The sequence below is a fragment of the Kitasatospora sp. NPDC058048 genome (assembly GCF_042885555.1).
GTDB classification, from domain to species: Bacteria; Actinomycetota; Actinomycetes; order Streptomycetales; family Streptomycetaceae; genus Kitasatospora; species Kitasatospora lactacystinica.
The window spans coordinates 41674-58183 of the sequence record NZ_JBHVRT010000009.1 but is presented as its reverse complement, the minus strand read 5'-3'; the positions used below and the strand labels follow the sequence as shown (position 1 = coordinate 58183).

At 75.2% G+C, this 16510-nt stretch carries 18 protein-coding genes; 11 read left to right on the top strand and 7 right to left on the bottom strand.

The genetic code is table 11. The features are described 5' to 3' along the window. Positions 1-141: 141 nt before the first annotated feature. The 5 genes from ACFVVA_RS12075 (at position 142) to fxsA (ending at position 5275) form a co-directional block, all read left to right on the top strand. Positions 142-582, top strand: coding sequence for an Lrp/AsnC family transcriptional regulator (locus ACFVVA_RS12075; RefSeq protein WP_030243361.1), 441 nt, complete (start codon positions 142-144; stop codon positions 580-582). Positions 583-613: 31 nt separating this feature from the next. Beyond that, a complete protein-coding gene (locus ACFVVA_RS12070; protein WP_387688401.1) occupies positions 614-2221 on the top strand; it encodes an amidohydrolase in 1608 nt (535 codons plus the stop codon). A 383-nt stretch (positions 2222-2604) separates the two neighbouring features. Beyond that, on the top strand, positions 2605-2877 hold the full coding sequence (locus tag ACFVVA_RS12065) for a hypothetical protein (RefSeq protein WP_387688399.1): 273 nt from the start codon (positions 2605-2607) through the stop codon (positions 2875-2877). A 95-nt stretch (positions 2878-2972) separates the two neighbouring features. Next, positions 2973-4571 (top strand): apolipoprotein N-acyltransferase, encoded by a 1599-nt coding sequence (lnt, locus tag ACFVVA_RS12060; RefSeq protein WP_387688397.1) that lies wholly within the window; start codon positions 2973-2975, stop codon positions 4569-4571. Between the two features lie 125 nt (positions 4572-4696). Next, complete coding sequence (fxsA, locus tag ACFVVA_RS12055; protein ID WP_387688395.1) at positions 4697-5275, top strand: FxsA family membrane protein; 579 nt, start codon at positions 4697-4699, stop codon at positions 5273-5275. Between the two features lie 181 nt (positions 5276-5456). On the opposite strand, the gene ACFVVA_RS12050 is transcribed toward fxsA, so the two are convergent. The 3 genes from ACFVVA_RS12050 to ACFVVA_RS12040 form a co-directional block, all read right to left on the bottom strand. Then, positions 5457-5831, bottom strand: coding sequence for an RNA polymerase-binding protein RbpA (locus ACFVVA_RS12050; protein ID WP_049655293.1), 375 nt, complete (start codon positions 5829-5831; stop codon positions 5457-5459). 323 nt (positions 5832-6154) lie between these two features. Next, on the bottom strand, positions 6155-7762 hold the full coding sequence (locus ACFVVA_RS12045) for a hypothetical protein (RefSeq protein WP_387688392.1): 1608 nt from the start codon (positions 7760-7762) through the stop codon (positions 6155-6157). 110 nt (positions 7763-7872) lie between these two features. Then, positions 7873-8067 carry a hypothetical protein gene (locus tag ACFVVA_RS12040; protein ID WP_359827363.1) on the bottom strand — a complete coding sequence of 65 codons (195 nt, stop codon included), beginning with the start codon at positions 8065-8067 and terminating at the stop codon, positions 7873-7875. Positions 8068-8463: 396 nt separating this feature from the next. Here ACFVVA_RS12040 and ACFVVA_RS12035 point away from each other — a divergent pair, with 396 nt between their 5' ends. The 4 genes from ACFVVA_RS12035 to ACFVVA_RS12020 all read left to right on the top strand — a co-directional run bounded on the left by ACFVVA_RS12035 (position 8464) and on the right by ACFVVA_RS12020 (position 11150). Beyond that, positions 8464-8880, top strand: a complete 417-nt coding sequence (locus ACFVVA_RS12035) for an ankyrin repeat domain-containing protein (protein ID WP_387688390.1) — start codon at positions 8464-8466, stop codon at positions 8878-8880. A gap of 23 nt (positions 8881-8903) precedes the next feature. Continuing rightward, a complete protein-coding gene (locus ACFVVA_RS12030; RefSeq protein ID WP_387688388.1) occupies positions 8904-9419 on the top strand; it encodes a GNAT family N-acetyltransferase in 516 nt (171 codons plus the stop codon). A gap of 48 nt (positions 9420-9467) precedes the next feature. Beyond that, complete coding sequence (locus ACFVVA_RS12025; RefSeq protein WP_387688386.1) at positions 9468-10541, top strand: serine hydrolase domain-containing protein; 1074 nt, start codon at positions 9468-9470, stop codon at positions 10539-10541. 108 nt (positions 10542-10649) lie between these two features. Continuing rightward, on the top strand, positions 10650-11150 hold the full coding sequence (locus ACFVVA_RS12020; protein ID WP_387688384.1) for an NUDIX domain-containing protein: 501 nt from the start codon (positions 10650-10652) through the stop codon (positions 11148-11150). Between the two features lie 7 nt (positions 11151-11157). Here ACFVVA_RS12020 and ACFVVA_RS12015 read toward each other — a convergent pair whose 3' ends face one another. The 3 genes from ACFVVA_RS12015 to ACFVVA_RS12005 form a co-directional block, all read right to left on the bottom strand. Next, positions 11158-11814, bottom strand: coding sequence for a vitamin K epoxide reductase family protein (locus ACFVVA_RS12015; RefSeq protein WP_387688382.1), 657 nt, complete (start codon positions 11812-11814; stop codon positions 11158-11160). Between the two features lie 106 nt (positions 11815-11920). Next, on the bottom strand, positions 11921-12733 hold the full coding sequence (locus ACFVVA_RS12010) for a thioredoxin domain-containing protein (RefSeq protein ID WP_387688380.1): 813 nt from the start codon (positions 12731-12733) through the stop codon (positions 11921-11923). A 152-nt stretch (positions 12734-12885) separates the two neighbouring features. After that, positions 12886-13560: a hypothetical protein gene (locus ACFVVA_RS12005; protein WP_359909048.1), complete on the bottom strand. Its 675-nt coding sequence runs from the start codon at positions 13558-13560 to the stop codon at positions 12886-12888. Positions 13561-13779: 219 nt separating this feature from the next. On the opposite strand from ACFVVA_RS12005, the gene ACFVVA_RS12000 reads away from it, so the two are divergent. Next, a complete protein-coding gene (locus ACFVVA_RS12000) occupies positions 13780-14658 on the top strand; it encodes a CHAD domain-containing protein (protein WP_387688377.1) in 879 nt (292 codons plus the stop codon). A 68-nt stretch (positions 14659-14726) separates the two neighbouring features. Here the strand turns inward: ACFVVA_RS12000 and ACFVVA_RS11995 are convergent, their stop codons facing one another. Continuing rightward, positions 14727-15581: a helix-turn-helix domain-containing protein gene (locus tag ACFVVA_RS11995; protein ID WP_387688375.1), complete on the bottom strand. Its 855-nt coding sequence runs from the start codon at positions 15579-15581 to the stop codon at positions 14727-14729. A 118-nt stretch (positions 15582-15699) separates the two neighbouring features. Here ACFVVA_RS11995 and ACFVVA_RS11990 point away from each other — a divergent pair, with 118 nt between their 5' ends. Then, the gene (locus ACFVVA_RS11990; RefSeq protein WP_387688373.1) at positions 15700-16473 is read left to right on the top strand and encodes an SDR family NAD(P)-dependent oxidoreductase; all 774 of its coding nucleotides are present in this window, start codon (positions 15700-15702) and stop codon (positions 16471-16473) included. The last annotated feature ends 37 nt before the right edge of the window (positions 16474-16510 follow it).

Here is a 16510-nt window from a genome sequence, read left to right as displayed (position 1 = left end):
CGTGCACCATGATGCACCGGGTGTGTCCTTGGCCACACCGGATGCCACATTCGCCCGGCATGTGCCCGCCCGGCACCTGCGAACCCGTCCCGTGCCACCGCGTGCGCCCCCCGTGCTCCCGACCGGGTAGGTTTGCGCACTGTGGAGGATCTCGACCAACGCATCGTCCAGCTGCTCCTCGAGGACGGCCGGATGAGCTACACGGACCTGGGCAAGGCCACCGGCCTGTCCACCTCGGCGGTGCACCAGCGGGTGCGCCGCCTCGAACAGCGCGGGGTGATCCGCGGCTACACCGCGATCATCGACCCCGACTCCGTCGACCTGGCGCTGACCGCGTTCATCTCGGTCAAACCCTTCGACCCGAGCGCCCCGGACGACACCCCCGAGCGGCTGGCCGGCCTGCCCGAGATCGAGGCCTGCCACAGCGTCGCGGGCGACGAGAACTACATCCTCAAGGTCCGCGTCGGCGCCCCCGGCGACCTGGAGGACCTGCTCGCGCGCATCCGCAGCGCCGCCGGCGTCTCCACCCGCACCACCGTCGTCCTGTCCACCCCGTACGAGGCACGCCCCCCGAAGCTCTGACCGCGAACCGGTGGGGTGCAGACTTGGCGGCATGACCGAACGCACCTCCTGGACCGTCCTGCTGCGCGGCGGCGCCGTCTACAGCCCCGCCGACCCCTTCGCCACCGCGATGCTCGTGGAAGGCGGGCACGTCGCCTGGGTCGGCAGCGACGGCGCCGCCGAGGCGTACGCCGCGACCGTCGACGAGATCGTCGAGCTGGACGGCGCCCTGGTCACCCCCGCCTTCGTGGACGCCCACGTGCACGCCACCGCCACCGGCCTGGCGCTCACCGGCCTCGACCTCACCGGCAGCCCCTCGCTGGCCGCCGCCCTGGCCGCCGTCACCGCCTTCGTCGACGCCCGGCCCGAGCCCGGCGGGGTGCTGATCGGCCACGGCTGGGACGAGACCGGCTGGCCCGAGGGCCGCCCGCCCACGCTCGCCGAACTCGACGCCGCCGCCCGTGGCGCCGCGCTCTACCTCTCCCGCACCGATGTGCACTCCGCGCTCGCCACCACCGCGCTGCGCACCCTCACCGAGGGCCTGGCCGGGGCGCCCGGCTTCGACCCCGAGGGCCCGCTCACCAAGGACGCCCACCACGCCGTGCGGCAGACCGCGCTGGCCCGCCTCACCCCCGGGCAGCGCCGCCGGGCCCAGCGCGCCACCCTGGCCCGCGCCGCCGAACTCGGCATCGGCGCCCTGCACGAGTGCGCCGGCCCGGAGATCTCCTCGGAGGCCGACCTGGCCGCCCTGCTGGCCCTGGCCGCCGAGGGCGAGGGGCCCGAAGTCTTCGGCTACTGGGGCGAGTTGGGCGGTGTCGACACCGCCCGCAGGCTCGGTGCGGTGGGCGCCGGAGGCGACCTCTTCGTGGACGGCGCGCTCGGCTCGCACACCGCCTGCCTGCACGCCCCGTACGAGGACGCGGAGCACACCGGCACCGCCTACCTGACCGCCGAGCAGGTCGCCGACCACGTCGCCGCCTGCACCGAGGCCGGGATCCAGGCCGGGTTCCACGCCATCGGCGACGCGGCGGTCACGGCGGTCCTCGACGGCGTCCGGGAGGCCGGCGCCCGGGTCGGCGCCGCCCGGGTCAAGGCCCTGCGCCACCGCGTCGAGCACGCCGAGGCCCTGGACGACAAGGCCGTCGCCGCCTTCGCCGAACTCGGCCTGACCGCCTCCGTCCAGCCCGCCTTCGACGCCGCCTGGGGCGGCCCGGAGGGCATGTACGTCCAGCGCCTGGGCGCCGAGCGGGCGGCCGCCCTCAACCCCTTCGCCGCGCTGCTGCGGGCCGGCGTCCCGCTGGCCTTCGGCTCGGACGCCCCGGTCACCCCGCTCGACCCCTGGGGCACCGTCCGCGCGGCCGCCTTCCACCGGACCCCGGAGCACCGGATCTCGGTCCGCGCGGCCTTCACCGCCCACACCCGCGGCGGCTGGCGCGCGATCGGCCGCGACCAGGACGGCGTGCTCGTCCCCGGCGCCGTCGCCAGCTACGCGATCTGGGCGGCCGGCGAGCTGGTCGTCCAGGCCCCCGACTCCCGGGTGGCGGGCTGGTCCACCGACCCGCGCTCGGGCACCCCCGGGCTGCCCGACCTGACCCCGGGCCACCCGCTGCCGACCTGCCTGCGCACCGTGGTCCGCGGCCGCACGGTGTACCAGCGGTAATCCCCGTGGAACGTCGGGCGGGCACGCCCAAGGGCGTGTCTGACCATTCGCGTCGGATCAGGGCGCGGCGTTGGGGTGCGTGCATCGCAAGGCGGAGGAGGGAGTCACTGCGGAGCATTGGCGACCGACGACAACGCGGCGAGGTGCGTGCTCCGGCGTCGCGCACCCGGCGGGAATTGTCAGACACGCCCTAGGTTGATCGGCATGACCGAACCGGTGCCCGCCGACTTCACCGTCCCGCGCGAGCTGCTCGCCCCGGAGTTCCGCCTGGAGCCCCTGGGCGAGCGGCACAACGCCTCCGACCACGCCGCCTGGACGAGCAGCATCGCGGCATCCGCGCCACCCCCGGCTGGGCCGGCCGCGGCTGGCCGCCCGCCGACGGAATGCCCCCGGAGCGCAACCTCGACGACCTGCGCCGCCACGCCGCCGACTTCGAGGCCCGCACCGGCTTCACCTACACCGTCCTGGAGCCGGACCGCGACGAGGTGATCGGCTGCGTCTACATCTACCCGGACCGCGAGGACCCCTCGGTGGTCTCGGTCAGCTCCTGGGTCCGGGCCGACCGCGCCCACCTGGACGCGCCGCTGCACCGCGCCGTCTCCGACTGGCTCACCGGGCACTGGCCGTTGCGGGATTTCCGCTACGCCCCGCGCTGACCCCGCCGTCACCCTCACCGCACGGGCCACCGACGTTCCGGGGTACCTTCTTCGCACAGCGTCCGAACAGCAAGCCCCAGGAAGATGGTGCGCCGGTGGCCACTCCCGTCACCCAGGAACGGCCCGAGGCCGTACCCGAGCCGCAGGAGCCGGCGCCCCGACCGAGCCGCGGAGCCCGCGCGCTCGCCAGGATCCGCGCCGGGCTCCCGCGCACCGGCCTCGCCGTCCTGGCCGGCCTGCTGCTGGCCCTCGCCTTCCCGCCGTACGACCTGTGGCCGCTGTCGCTGCTCGGGGTCGCCGCGCTCTCGCTGCTGACCCGGGGCCGCACCTTCCGCCAGGGCCTGTGGACCGGTTTCGCGTTCGGCCTGCCGTTCTTCCTGATGCTGCTCAGCTGGCTGCGGGTGGTCGGCTGGGACGCCACGATCGGCCTGTCCGTCGTGGAGGCGCTGTTCCTGGCCCTGCTGGGCGGCGCCCTGGCCGTCACCTCCCGGCTGCCGGGGTGGCCGCTCTGGGCGGCCTGCCTGTGGGTCACCCAGGAGTGGGCCCGCGACCGGCTGCCGCTCGGCGGCTTCCCCTGGGGCCGGCTCGCCTTCGCCAACACCGCCAGCCCGTTCACCCCGCTGGCCGCGCTCGGCGGCGCACCGCTGGTGACCTTCGCGGTCGCCCTCTGCGGCGCCCTGCTGGGCTGGGCCGCGCTGCGGGTGCGCGGGCCCGGCAGGGCCCCGAGGGCGGCCGCGCTGGCGGCGCTCGGCGCGGTGGCCGCGCTGCTGGCCGGCTACCTCGTCCCGGTGCCCACGGCCGCCGACGACACCGTCAAGGTCGCCATCGTCCAGGGCAACGTGCCCAACCCGGGCATGGACTTCCTGGGCCGCTCGATGATGGTCCTCAACAACCACGCCTCGGCCACCGAGCGGCTCGCCGCCGACATCAGGGCCGGCAAGGTCGAGCGCCCCGACATCGTGATCTGGCCGGAGAACTCCTCCGACCTCGACCCGTTCAGCGATCCGCTGGCCCGCCAGCGGATCGACCAGGCGGTCAAGGCGGTCGGGGTGCCGACCCTGGTCGGCACCCTGGTGGACGGCCCGGACGCGCAGCACGTCCAGAACGAGGGCATCGTCTGGGACCCGGTCACCGGCCCCGGCGCCTCCTACACCAAGCAGCACCCCGTCCCGTTCGGCGAGTACGTGCCCTTCCGCGCCCAGCTGATGACGGTGATCACCCGCCTCCAGCGGGTCGCCCGGGACTTCTACCCCGGCGACCACAACGGTGTGATGCAGCTCGGCCCGGCCAGGATCGGCGACGTGATCTGCTTCGAGGTCGCGTACGACGAGATCGTCCGCGACACCGTGGACAGCGGCGCCCGGGTCCTGGTCGTCCAGACCAACAACGCGACCTACGCGAAGACCGGGCAGCCCGAGCAGCAGCTGGCGATGAGCCGGCTGCGGGCCGTCGAGCACGGCCGGGCGGTGCTGATCGCCGCCACCAGCGGCATCAGCGCGGTGATCGCCCCGGACGGCAGCGTCCAGCAGCGCACCGAGGAGCTGACCGCGGCCGAGCTGTCGGCGACCGTCCCGCTGCGCGACGGCACCACCGTCGCCGACCGGGTCGGCGCCGCCCCGGAGTGGACGCTGGCCGTCGGCGGCCTGCTGGCCTGCGGCGCGGCCCTGCTGGCCGGACGGCGCCGGAAGGCGTAGGGCGCGCCACCCGGGCCCGGCCGCCGGAACACCGGCGGCGCGGGAATCGTTGAAGCAGGTGGTGCCGTAGCCGGCCCGGACCTCCCGTGCGGCGCGCAGAGCACCGCTTGGAGTGGATTCGTACCGTGACCCAGCAAGCTACCCCCACCCGTCCGGCCCCGCGCAGCAGGCTCCGCCGGGTGCTGCCGCTGCTGATCACCGCCTGGCTGGTGCTGGAGATCTGGCTGCTGGTCCAGGTCGGCTCCTGGCTGGGCGGCTTCACCGTCGTGCTGCTGCTCGTCGCGGGCGTCCTGATCGGCGGCTCGCTGATCAAGCGGGCCGGGCTGAAGGCGCTGTCGGCGGCGATCGAGCAGAGCAAGAATCCGCAGTCCCAGCAGCCGCAGACCGGCACCAGCATGACCGTGCTGGGCGGCCTGCTGCTGATCGTCCCCGGCTTCCTGTCCGACCTGCTGGCCCTGACCCTGCTCTTCCCGCCCACCCGGGCCCTGTGGCGGGTGCTCGGCCGCCGGGTCGCGGACAAGGCGCTGCGCAGCGCCTCGGTAGCCGGCGCCGACCCGTTCGCGGACGCGATGCGGCTGCAGGAGCAGCTGCGCATCCACCGTCCGGACGGCAAGGTGATCCAGGGCGAGGTCGTGGACCCGGAGGCCGGTCCGCGCGGCCCGCAGGGCCCGGACACCACCTACCGCCCGCCGATCGCCGGCTGACCCGCCCGTTCCGACGGGAGCCCCCGGGGCGTGGAGAACCCGCCCCCGGGGGCTCCTCGCGTGCACGGCACGGCCCGGCGGACGGCTCCGGGAAGGCGGGCGCGGCGCCGGACAACGCGAAAGGGACCCTGGTGACCAGGGTCCCTTTTCGCGTCCTCCCGCTCGGGGCGGGAGAGAGGTGTCAGGCGCTCTTACGGGTGTCTCGCGGGTGCACCGCGAGGTTCATCCCACCGGAGCGGAGCACGGCCAGCCGTTCGGCCAGCACCTCCTCCAACTCCTCGCGCGTCCGGCGCTCCATCAGCATGTCCCAATGGGTGCGCGTCGGCTTGATCTTCTTCTCCTCCGGCTCGTCGCCGTCGAGAAGTGCCGCCTCCTGGCCGCAGAAGCGGCATTCCCAGGTCGCGGGGATCTCCGCCTCGACCGAGAAAGGAACCTCGAAACGGTGTCCGTTCTGACATGCGTACTCGACGGTCTGGCGGGGAGCCAGATCGATACCACGGTCGGTCTCGTAGCTAGTGGCCCCGAGTCGCGTGCCGCGGAGAGCTCGCTCGCTCATGAATCGTGCCTCCCGGGCTTATGGCCCACAGGACTAGTGGTCGCTGTTCTTCGTCGTTCGGTCAACGCTCGGCTTCCGACGAAGATTCCCGTCCCGGGACATGCGTCGTCTTGTAGTGCCGCCCCTGTTTGTACCCACCCGCGCCCGATTTGTCACATCTGGCCGGTGATATCACCCCAGGTGTCACCTATTTCACATCTGGTGATCGAGCGGACTTTCCGTGACGAGCGTACCGGGACGGGATTCGGAGCCGGGCGCCGACCCCTGCCGGGAGCCGAGAACCGGCCGGGGAGGAGGCCCAGGGAGGCGGCCCGGCCCGGCCGTCAGGAGATCGGCCGTGAACGGATCATCGGCTCGCCCTTGGCCAGGTCGACCGGACGGGCCGGATCGGCCGCGGGCACCACCGGCGGGCGGTCCGGGCGCGGCGGCTCGGCGGCGGCCGCCTCGGTGCGGGTGTCCCGGTGCGGCAGCAGTGCGATCACCGCGTCCCGCAGCGCGGCCGGGGCCTCGTCGTCCAGCGGATCGACGGTGGCGGGCACCTGGAGCCGGACCGGGGCGCCGTTGCCGATCCGGGCGTAGCCGCGCCCGATCGGGGCGCGGGCGGCGGGCACGATGTCCAGCGGCGCGCCGAGCGCTTCGCGCCCCTCGTCCGGGCCGGCCGGGCCGAGCACCACGCGGGCCCGGGTGGTGGCGCGGACGGTGGCGGTGATCCGGTCCCGGGCCTCCAGGTCGTCGGCGACCACCACGGTGACCCGGGCGGCCCGGCCGTGGCGCAGCGGGAGCTCCAGGAGGTCCTGCGGGTCGGGGCGGCCCTCGGCCCGGGCGAGCTCGCTCAGCTCGGTGGGGTGGTCCAGCAGCAGCCACAGCGGCCGGGTGACGTCCTCGGGCGGGGCGGTCCCGGCGTGCCGGGCGGCGTTGAGCGCGGCGAGCCTGCGCTCGGTCTCGCCGACGGCCCAGTCCAGGGCGGCCAGCGCGCCGTGCAGGCTGGTCTCCACGGTGTGCACGCCGGGCCGGTTCACCAGGCAGGCGTGCTCGCCGGTGCCCGCACCGTCGACCACCACCAGGTCGGCGTACGGGAGGGCCTGGAGCGCCACCGAGCGCAGCAGGCTGGAGGTGCCGTAGCCGGTGACGCCGAGCACCAGCAGGTGCGGCTCGGCGGAGCGCGGGCCGGTGCGCCAGACCACCGGCGGCTGCTGGACGGTGGTGCCGCCCCGGACGACCGGGATGGTCCGGGCGGTGCCGTCCTCGTCGGTGAAGCCCAGCACGATCTCGCCGGGGGCCGCCACGAAGCGCTGGGCGGCGATGTCGGCGGCCAGCGGGGCGAGGGCGGTGATCCGCAGCCGGTTGGACTCCTCGTCCCAGTCGAAGCGGTACTCGCGGGCCCGGCCGGCCTTGCCCTGGACGACCTGCTCGATCCGGGCCCGGGCGGCCGGCTCGGTGTCGGTGAAGTAGGCGGGGTAGGTCATCTCCAGCCGGGAGAGCCGGCCCTCGCCGTCGAAGTCCCACGCGCTGAAGGCGTTCTTGTGGCTGCCCTCGAAGTGGTACAGCGGGTTGGCGTCCTCGGGTCCGCACAGGTACGGGGTGAGCGCCGAGTAGAGGGCGGCGAGCTTGACGTCGGCGACGTCCGGGGCGGGCGGTGCGGGCGTCGCCCTGGGGGTCCGGCCGGCCCAGGCGGCGCTGGCCATCAGGGTGATCAGGGCGAACAGCAGGCCGTGCGGCAGCAGGTAGACGCCGATCAGCAGGGCGGCGGTCAGGAACAGCGTCGGCCCGCGGCGGTCCTTGGGGGTGGCCTGCCAGCGGGACTTGGCCCAGTCCACGTGGTGGCGCAGGCCGCGGCCGATCACGGAGAGCGGGGCGAACATGTCGGAGGCGTGGTCCCCGGCGGTCCGGGCGATCGTGCGGCCCTTGGTGAGGTGGCGGTGGAGCGGCATTCCTTGACTCCCCGAACGGCGGGACGGGTGGGGTGGCGGGGGTGGGCAACGACGGGGCCCGGGGCGGTGGGATCCGCGCCCGGGCCGGTACGGAGGAGATCTGGACGCGGTCAGAACTTGATGCCGCTGAGCAGGCTGGCGAGGCTCGCGCCGCCCGCGGTGATGCTCGGTGCGATCGAGGAGCCCGCGATGTAGAAGCCGAAGAGGGCGCAGACGATGGCGTGGGAGACCTTTAGTCCGTCCCGGCGGAAGAAGAGAAAGGCGATGGTGCCGAACAGGACGATGCCGGAAATCGAGAGGATCACGTTCCGCTCCTCAGGAAGGGGGACAAGCAGGGGCGTTACAGAAAGTGCACCAATCGTGACAAAAAGTAATAGATGATGGAACGGTGCAAATGGGTGGTTCTGCCGTCCAATACCGTTCCGGTGGCCGGGTGGCGGTATGCGGCCCGGCCGGGGTGGGGCCGGGTGCCGAGGGGATTCGATGTGCCGAGGCATTCCCGGGCGGAGGGCGGGAAGTTTCCGGGGGGTCCGGGAAGTTCGCTCGAATGGCTGCGCAACGCGCGCGGCCGTGTGTCGTGGCGGGCGCGGGCCGTCATCCGGATTCCGGACGCCCGCTGGCCCGTTCCGGCGCCGGCCGCTACCGTGCCCTGGGCGCAGCCCCGAGACCGCCCGACGACCCGACCGGAAAGGCCGCCCGCCATGACCGACGCCGCCAGCCAGCAGCCCGCCGACGCCCCCGACGCCGAGGTGATCGCGCTCGCCGGGAAGCTCTTCGACGCCGCCCGGGCCGGGGAGACCGAGACCCTGTCCGCCTACCTGGACGCCGGGGCCCCGGCCGACCTCACCAACGGCCGCGGCGACACCCTGGTGATGCTCGCCGCGTACCACGGCCACGCCGCGACGGTGGCGGAGCTGCTCCGGTACGGCGCCGACCCGAACCTCGCCAACGACCACGGGCAGACCCCGCTGGCCGGGGCCGTCTTCAAGGGCGCCACGGACGTGCTGGACGTCCTGCTGGCCGGCGGCGCCGACCCGCGGGCCGGCGCCCCGAGCGCCGTGGACACCGCCCGGATGTTCGGCAAGGACGACCTGGTCGCCCGGTTCGAGGCCCGCTGAGCGGGGATCGTAGGCTTTTCGACATGAGCACCAGCACCGCCCGGGACACCGGCACCGTCGAGTTCCGCATCACCGGCTACGCCCACCCCGACGCCCAGACCCTGTCGGCCGAGGTGCAGCAGGAGTACGTGCGCCGCTACGGCGACCCGGACGAGACCGTCATGCGCTCCGAGGACTTCGAGGCACCGGCCGGCCTGTTCATGATCGCCTACCTGGACGGCCGTCCGGTCGCCTGCGGCGGCTGGCGGGCCAAGCAGGCCGGCCCGGACGGCCTGCGCGACGGCGACGCGGAGCTGAAGCGGATGTTCGTGGTCCCCGCGGCCCGCGGCCGCGGCCTGGCCCGCGCGGTGCTGGGCCGCCTGGAGCGGACCGCGATCGAGGCCGGGCGGACCCGCTTCATCCTGGAGACCGGCACCGAGCAGCCCGAGGCCGTCGCGCTGTACCGCTCCGAGGGCTACGACGCGATCCGGAAGTTCGGCATCTACAAGGAGCACGCGCAGAGCATCTGCCTCGGCAAGGAGCTGGCCGCGGCGGTCTGAGCGACCGCTGCGCGGGGAAGGCTCCCGTCGGCCCGAAGGGGGAGACGGATGAGTCACCGAGCACCCGGAGCCGACCGGCTCCCCGACCCGGCCGCGCCCGGCGGGGAGCTGGACCGGCTGGTCGGGGAGGGCGCGCGCGCCGTCGGGGCGGGAGCCGTCTGGGCCGTCGGCGACGCCGGCGGCACGCTCGGCGGCGGCAGCCACGGTGTGCTCGGGCAGGGGCCGTACGCGCGGCTGCGGCCCGGACCCGACACGCTGTACGACCTCGCCAGCCTCACCAAGGTCGTCGCGCTCTGGCCCTGCGCGGGGGTGCTGCGGCAATCCGGGCGGCTCCCGCTGGACGAGCCGCTCGGCCGCTGGTGGCCGCCGGCCGCCGGACACCCCGCCGGCGAGGTGACGATCCGTCAACTCCTCGCCCACACCGCGGGGATGCTCCCGTACACCCGCTTCGAGCAGCTCTACGGACGCGACCCCGCGGCGATCCGGGCCGGAGTGCTCGCCGCCCCGCTGCACCGCCCGCCGGGCACGGTCGTCGAGTACACCGACCGCGCCGCCGTCCTGCTCGCCCACCTGGTCGAGGACCTCGGCGGCGCGCCGCTGGACGAGCTCGCCGCGCGCTGGGTCTGGGGGCCGCTCGGCATGACCGACACCCGGTACGGCCCGCTCGGCGGCGCGCTCGCCGCCCGCACCGCGCCCACCGAGTACGAGGAGGGCGCCGGCACCCACCTGTGCGGCGTCGTCCACGACCCCTCCGCCCGGCTGCTCGGCGGGGTCTCCGGCAACGCCGGGGCCTTCTCCACCGCCCGCGACCTCGCCCGCTTCCTCACCGCGCTGCTCGCCCCGCCGCCCGGGGCGCCCTGGGGCGAGCCGTGGATCGACGAATCGCTGCGCGAGCACACCGGCGGCCTCGCCCCCGCCCGCGGCCTGTCCTGGCTGCACGCTCCCGGCACCGACCCGGCCGAGGGCACCTTCGTCCACTACGGCTTCACCGGCACCGGCTTCTGGGTCTCCCGCAGGCTCGGCCGCTGGGCCCTGCTGCTCACCAACAAGGTGCACTACGACCGGGGGATCCAGCAGCTCACCGACCTGCGCAACGCCTTCCGGCGGGCCGTGTTCGGATAGGCGTCCCCACCGGCACTCATTCGGGTGGATTAGGAGCCGACCGGCTTTCCCGGGGCCGCGATCGCGGCAGAGTGGCCGCGAGGACGGGAACCCGGCGGAGGAGGCGCGATGACGGACACCTGGGCACTCTCGGAGGAGGAGTGGCTCGCCGGGATGGTGCGCGCCTACGTCGGCTGCAGCGTCCTGCTCACCGACGGGGCGGGCCGGGTCCTGCTGCTGAAGGCCAGCTACCGCGACCAGTGGCAGTTCCCCGGCGGCGGGATGGACCGGGGGGAGGGGCCCGCCGAGTGCGCGGCCCGCGAACTGTACGAGGAGACCGGGCTGTTGGCCGGGCCGCTGCGGCTGCTCGTCGTGGAGTGGCGCGACTCGATCCCCGACCAGGGCGAACACGCCCACCCCGCCGTGCAGTTCATGTTCGACGGCGGGACGGTCGCGGACGGCACGGCGGTCCGGGCGCAGGCCGAGGAGGTCGCCGACCACGGCTGGGTCACCCCGGCCCGGGCGGCCGTCCTGCTGCAGCCCGGTGCGGCGCGCCGGCTCACCGCGGCCCTGGAGGCCCGGCGGACCGGCGCCGCCGCACTGCTGCACTCGGACGGGTACGTGGGGTGACGGGCGGTCAGAGCAGCGTGCTCCAGTAGGACCAGAACCGGTTGAGGACCAGCAGCGCGATCACCGCCGCCCACAGCACCGGCAGCGCCCAGTGGTAGCGCGCCGCCTCCCGGACGACCACCCCCGCCCGCGGGCCCGCCGGGATCACGCCCGTGCGCAGGTTGTGCAGCGTCGTGTACCAGAACAGCACCACCACCGTGGCCCACACCACCATGCAGTACGGGCACAGCGCGCCGATGTCGTACAGCGCCTGGTAGATCAGCCAGTGCGCGAACACCACGCCCAGCGCGGTGCCCGCGTTCAGGCCCAGCCAGAACCAGCGCCGGTACCCGGCACCGGCGAGCAGCCCCGCGCCGATCGCCGTCAGCGCGCCGAAGGCGGCCAGCCCGAGCAGCGGGTTCGGGAAGCCGAAGACCTCCGCCTGCTCGGTGCGCATCACCGAACCGCAGCTGATGATCGGGTTGATGTTGCAGCTGGGGACGTAGGAGGGGTTCTCCAGGATGCGGAGCTTGTCGAAGGTCAGGACGGCCGAGGCGGCCAGCCCGACCAGGCCGCCCAGGAACAGCAGGAGGGCGTAGGCCCGGCTCGCGCCGATCGGGGCCCGGGCGGCGGCGGCGGAGTCGGGAGCGGAGCGGGACGGGTGCACGGTGGTAGCGGCGGTCATGACAGCACACTCCGGTGGCTGGCTGGGAGGAGCCGGCCCGGCCGGGAGTTCGGCCGGGCCGGGTGGTGCCGTACGGTGCGGTGGTGCGCGGGGGCGGAGGCGCGGCCTACTGGAGGCCGGCGGCCTGCTTCACCTGCGCGGTGAACTGCTCGGCCGGGACCACGGCGTTGCCGGCGAACAGGGTGATCTGCTTGCCGTCCACCTTGACGGTCGGCGTGCCGGTCACCCCGCTGCCGTTGAACGCGTCGGAGACCTTGGCCGCCCACGGGGCGTAGGTCTTGTCGGTCACCGCCTTCACGAAGGCGTCCGTCTTCAGCCCGGGCACCTGGCCGGCCAGGTCCAGGATGTGGTCGACGTCGCCGAAGCCGTCCTCGCGCTCGTCCGGCTGGTTGGCGTACAGCACGTCGTGGAAGGCCTTGAACTTGTCCACGCCCTCGTTCAGCGCGGCGCCGGCCGCGGCCAGCGCGGTGCGCGAGCCCTTGCCGCCGAGGTTCTTGTCCAGGAACGCCGCCAGGTGGAACTCCACCTTGATCCGGCCGTCCTCGGTGAGCTTCTTGACGGTCTCGCCGTTGGCCACCTCGAAGTGCTTGCAGACCGGGCAGCGGAAGTCCTCGTAGATCTCCATGGTGTGCGGGGCGTCGGCCTTGCCGTAGGTGATCACCGTGCCGTTCGGGCCGGAGGCGTTGGCGGGGGTGACCAGCGGGGCCGACGCGGCGGCGGAGGACTTGTCGTTCTTGTCCGAGGCCGAGTTGATCGCGACGGCGACACCGCCCGCGAGGGCCAGCACGACGACCGCGGAGACCGTCACGACGATCCGCTGACGGCGCTTGGCGGCCTGCTGCTCGCGGCGCTGCGCCTCCTGGATCCGCTCACGGGCACTGATGCGCTTGGCCTGCTGCTTGCTGGGGGCCTGAGCCATGGGGAAGTCAACTCCTGTACGCGGCGCGCGGGTGCGCGCGGGGAGCCGCACCGGGTGCGGCGGGGTCGGTGAACGCGGGAGTCGTGCGCACTGCCTGCGGGCGTACCGGGGCCGTCCGGCCGGGTACGGGGGTGATCAGATCGGGACGGTGATCAGCAGGCAGGCGCGAAGGCGGGCGGGCCGCGCCGGGGCGCCGGGCTCAGCACCACGTCCTCGCGGCGCGGCCGGGCACGGTCCGACACCGGCAGCGGCACCCGCAGCACCGGACGCACCGGCGCGGGGAGCAGCAGGACGACCAGGGCGCGCAGCGGGCCGGCCAGCGACTGGCGCAGCGCGCACAGCGCCCGGGCCAGGCCGGACAGGGCGGCGTCGCCCATCCGCAGCCAGGCCGAGGCGGCGAGGGCGATCACCACGTGCACCAGCAGGAGCAGCAGCTGGGTCGCGGCGGGGGCCAACTGCCCGGCGTGGCCCAGCGGGCCGCTCAGCAGCGAGCCGTCCACCGAACCGCCGCCGCAGACCAGCAGGTTCACCCCGCGGGCGGGCACCTGACCGGCCAGCACCGGCGAACAGCCGGCCTGGCCCAGGTTGAACGTGGTGTTGAGCAGCAGCTCGACCGGCACCATCACGCCGGAGATGTGCAGCATCCGCCGTTCCCCGCCGGCCAGGACGGCCGCGACCAGGAAGACGACGGCACCGGCCGAGGCCACCAGCGACAGCGGCAGCGGGCGGCCCGTGATGACGACCTGGCCCAACGCGGCCATCGGCACGGCGAGCGCGGTGAACACCGCGGCCCGCAGGGCCCTGGTCGCACGGGAGGAGGTCGTCACGCTCCGGAGTATGTCATGGCGCTCGTATCCGGCACGAGGGCCCGTAGGTCCCTGGTCCGGCTGACGCGCGATCAGTAGCCTGCGGGGTTCGACAGCGGGCTCGACGGCGGGCCCGGCCGCCCGCGGGGTCGCCCGCCCGGCTGCCGCGCGGTCGACAGCGGCCCGACGCGGATTAGCCTGGAAGGCGTTCCCGCTGACCCGACGAGGGGGCGAGCGTCCATGGCGAGACCCGACACCACGGTGGGGCAGGTGCTGCTGGCCCGCCTGGAGACGCAGGCGGCAGTGCTGGCCGGCCTGGACGACGCCGTCCGGGCGGACGAGCCGGACGCCGTGCACCGGATGCGGGTCGCCTGCCGGCGGCTGCGCAGCGCCCTGCAGACCTTCCGGCGGCTGGTCGCCCCCGGAGCGACCGACGAGCTGGTCGCCGAGCTGCGCTGGCTCGGCGGCGTCCTGGGCAGGGCGCGGGACCGCGAGGTGCTGGCCGCACGGCTGGCCGCCGAGGCCCGCGAGCTGCCCGCCGGGTGCGGCCCGCAGCGGGTCGCCGCAGCGCTGGACCGGTGGGGCGAGGCCGAGTACCGCGCCATCTGGCCCGAGGTGGTCGCCGCCCTGGACAGCCCCCGCCGCCGGGCGCTCGGCGAGGCTCTCGCCGGCTTCCTCGCGGACCCGCCGCTGCGCCGGCGTGCCGCCCGCAGCGCCGTCCCGGAGCTCTCCCGCATCGCCGCCCGCGAGCAGCGGCGTACGGCCGGGCGGGTCGGGGCGGCCCTTGCCGCCGCCCCCGACGAGCGGACCCGCGCGCTCCACGAGGCCCGCAAGGCGGCCAAGCGCGCCCGCTACGCCGGCGAGGCCGCCGCCCCGGCGGCCGGCGCCCGGGCCGAGCGCTACGCGAAGCGGATGAAGGCCGTCCAGGAGGTGCTGGGCGAGCACCAGGACGCCGTGGTGGCCGCGACCGCCCTCGCGACCCACGCGGTCACCGGTGGCGAGCCGTTCGGGTACGGCGCCCTGTACGGGCGTCAGCTGGCGTCGGCCGAGGCCGCCCGGCGGCGGCTGCCGGACGTCTGGCGGCGGGCGGGCAAGCGGAAGCTGGCCCGGTTCGGGTAGGGCGTGTCCCGCGGATCTCCGCTCGCCGCCGGGTGCGCGAAGAGTCGCGGCCACCCACGGGGCGGCGGCTACCCCGGGGCGGCGGCGGTCCGGGGCCGGTCCCCGCCGGCCGCCGCGAAGGCGTGCCGGGTGGGGCTGTCGGGCGGGGCGAGGAAGGCGAAGAGGTGGCGGCCGTCCTCGGGGAGGGGCAGGACGGTGTAGTCGAGGACGGTGGCGGCGAGGGCCGGGTGGCGGACGTGGAGGCGGCCGGGACGGGGCGGGGCGGCGCGGTGGCGGTCCCAGAGCTCGGCGAAGACGGGGCTGTCGGCCGACAGCCGGTGGACCAGGGCGAGCAGGGCGCGGTCGCGGGGACGGTCGGCGTGCTGGGCGCGCAGTGAGGCGACCAGGTCGGCGCCGATCGAGCCCTCGGCGGCCGTGTTGCCTTGCGAGCGGTCCCGGTACGGGCAGCAGAACACCTGCCAGAGCAGGTTCCGTTCACGGGCCGGCCGTCGTTCCGGCCCGGCCAGCAGCAGGGCGGCGGGCCGGTTCCAGGCCAGCAGGTCGAAGGTGGGGCCGGTGACGAAGGCGGGCGCGGCGTCCAGGGTGTCCAGCAGGGCGAGGGTGGTCGCGGGGAGCGCCGGGGCTTCGGCGGGCGGCGGAGCCGGGCGGTGCGGGCGGGCGGCCAGCCGGTGCAGGTAGCCGCGCTCGGGGGCGGTCAGTTGCAGGGCCTCGGCGAGGCCGTCGAGGACCGGGCCGGTCGGCACCCGCTGGCGGCCCTGTTCCAGGCGGGCGTAGTAGTCGGCCGAGATCCCGGCGCGGGCGGCGACCTCCTCGCGGCGCAGTCCGGGGGTACGGCGGCGTCCGGAGGCGGGCAGGCCGGCGTCGGCGGGCGCGAGTCGGGCGCGGCGGGCGCGGAGGAAGGCGCCCAGCGGGGTCTCGGGCATGCGCGTCAGGCTGCCACAGCTCGCCCGGGACAGCCAGGACCTGGCTGTCCCAGGAAGCCGGTTCCCGGGGAGCGCCCGGCCGCTGGTGGGCCGGCGGGTACGGCGGCAGGCTCGCCGCATGGGACTTCTCGACGACAAGGTCACGATCGTCACCGGCGCCGGGCGGGGCATTGGCGCGGCCGCCGCCCGGCTGTTCGCCCGGGAGGGCGCGCTGCTGGTGCTCGCCGCCCGCTCCGGCACCGAGGTGGAGGAGCTGGCCACCGAGTTGCGTGCCACCGGGGCCGAAGCGGTGGCGGTCGCCGCCGATCTGACCACGGCCGCCGGTGCGCAGCGGACGGTGGACACCGCGCTGCAGGCCTTCGGCCGGCTGGACGCGGCCTTCGACAATGCGGGCAACGGCCTGCCGCCGGCCCCGCTCACCGAGCGTTCGGAGTCGGAGTGGGACGACACCCACGCGCTCAACCTGCGCGGCACCTGGCTCTGCCTGCGGGCCCAGCTGCGGGCGATGACGGAGGCCGGGCGCGGCGGCGCGGTGGTGCTCAACTCCGGTGTGGGGGCGCTGGTCGGGGGCTTCGGCGACGGCGCCCAGCAGGCCGCCAAGCACGGCCTGAGCGGTCTGGTGAAGGCGGCCACCGCCGATCTCGCCCGGCACGGCATCAGGGTCAACGCCGTCGCGCCAGGGGTGGTGCGCACGCCGGGCACCGAGCCGTTCTTCGGGTCCGGGCCGGAGTTCGCCGCGCTGGTGGAGCGCTCCACGCCGCTGGGCCGGCCGGGTACGGACGAGGAGGTGGCGCAGGCGGCCGCCTGGCTGCTGAGCGACCGGGCCTCGTACGTCGCGGGTGTGACGCTGCCGGTGGACGGCGGGATCACGGCCACCCGGCGGTTCGACTGACCGGGCCGCGCGAGCGCGGTTGAGCGGGCGAGGCCAT

Excerpts from the sequence above, each read along its gene's own strand:
- ACFVVA_RS11990 (WP_387688373.1), top strand. The coding sequence starts at position 15,700 with ATGGGACTTCTCGACGACAAGGTCACGATCGTCACCGGCGCCGGGCGG.
- ACFVVA_RS12025 (WP_387688386.1), top strand. The coding sequence starts at position 9,468 with ATGAGTCACCGAGCACCCGGAGCCGACCGGCTCCCCGACCCGGCCGCG.
- ACFVVA_RS12065 (WP_387688399.1), top strand. The coding sequence starts at position 2,605 with ATGCCCCCGGAGCGCAACCTCGACGACCTGCGCCGCCACGCCGCCGAC.
- ACFVVA_RS12020 (WP_387688384.1), top strand. The coding sequence starts at position 10,650 with ATGACGGACACCTGGGCACTCTCGGAGGAGGAGTGGCTCGCCGGGATG.
- ACFVVA_RS12010 (WP_387688380.1), bottom strand. The coding sequence starts at position 12,733 with ATGGCTCAGGCCCCCAGCAAGCAGCAGGCCAAGCGCATCAGTGCCCGT.
- ACFVVA_RS11995 (WP_387688375.1), bottom strand. The coding sequence starts at position 15,581 with ATGCCCGAGACCCCGCTGGGCGCCTTCCTCCGCGCCCGCCGCGCCCGA.
- ACFVVA_RS12015 (WP_387688382.1), bottom strand. The coding sequence starts at position 11,814 with ATGACCGCCGCTACCACCGTGCACCCGTCCCGCTCCGCTCCCGACTCC.
- ACFVVA_RS12050 (WP_049655293.1), bottom strand. The coding sequence starts at position 5,831 with ATGAGCGAGCGAGCTCTCCGCGGCACGCGACTCGGGGCCACTAGCTAC.
- ACFVVA_RS12045 (WP_387688392.1), bottom strand. The coding sequence starts at position 7,762 with ATGCCGCTCCACCGCCACCTCACCAAGGGCCGCACGATCGCCCGGACC.
- ACFVVA_RS12070 (WP_387688401.1), top strand. The coding sequence starts at position 614 with ATGACCGAACGCACCTCCTGGACCGTCCTGCTGCGCGGCGGCGCCGTC.
- ACFVVA_RS12035 (WP_387688390.1), top strand. The coding sequence starts at position 8,464 with ATGACCGACGCCGCCAGCCAGCAGCCCGCCGACGCCCCCGACGCCGAG.
- ACFVVA_RS12030 (WP_387688388.1), top strand. The coding sequence starts at position 8,904 with ATGAGCACCAGCACCGCCCGGGACACCGGCACCGTCGAGTTCCGCATC.
- ACFVVA_RS12000 (WP_387688377.1), top strand. The coding sequence starts at position 13,780 with ATGGCGAGACCCGACACCACGGTGGGGCAGGTGCTGCTGGCCCGCCTG.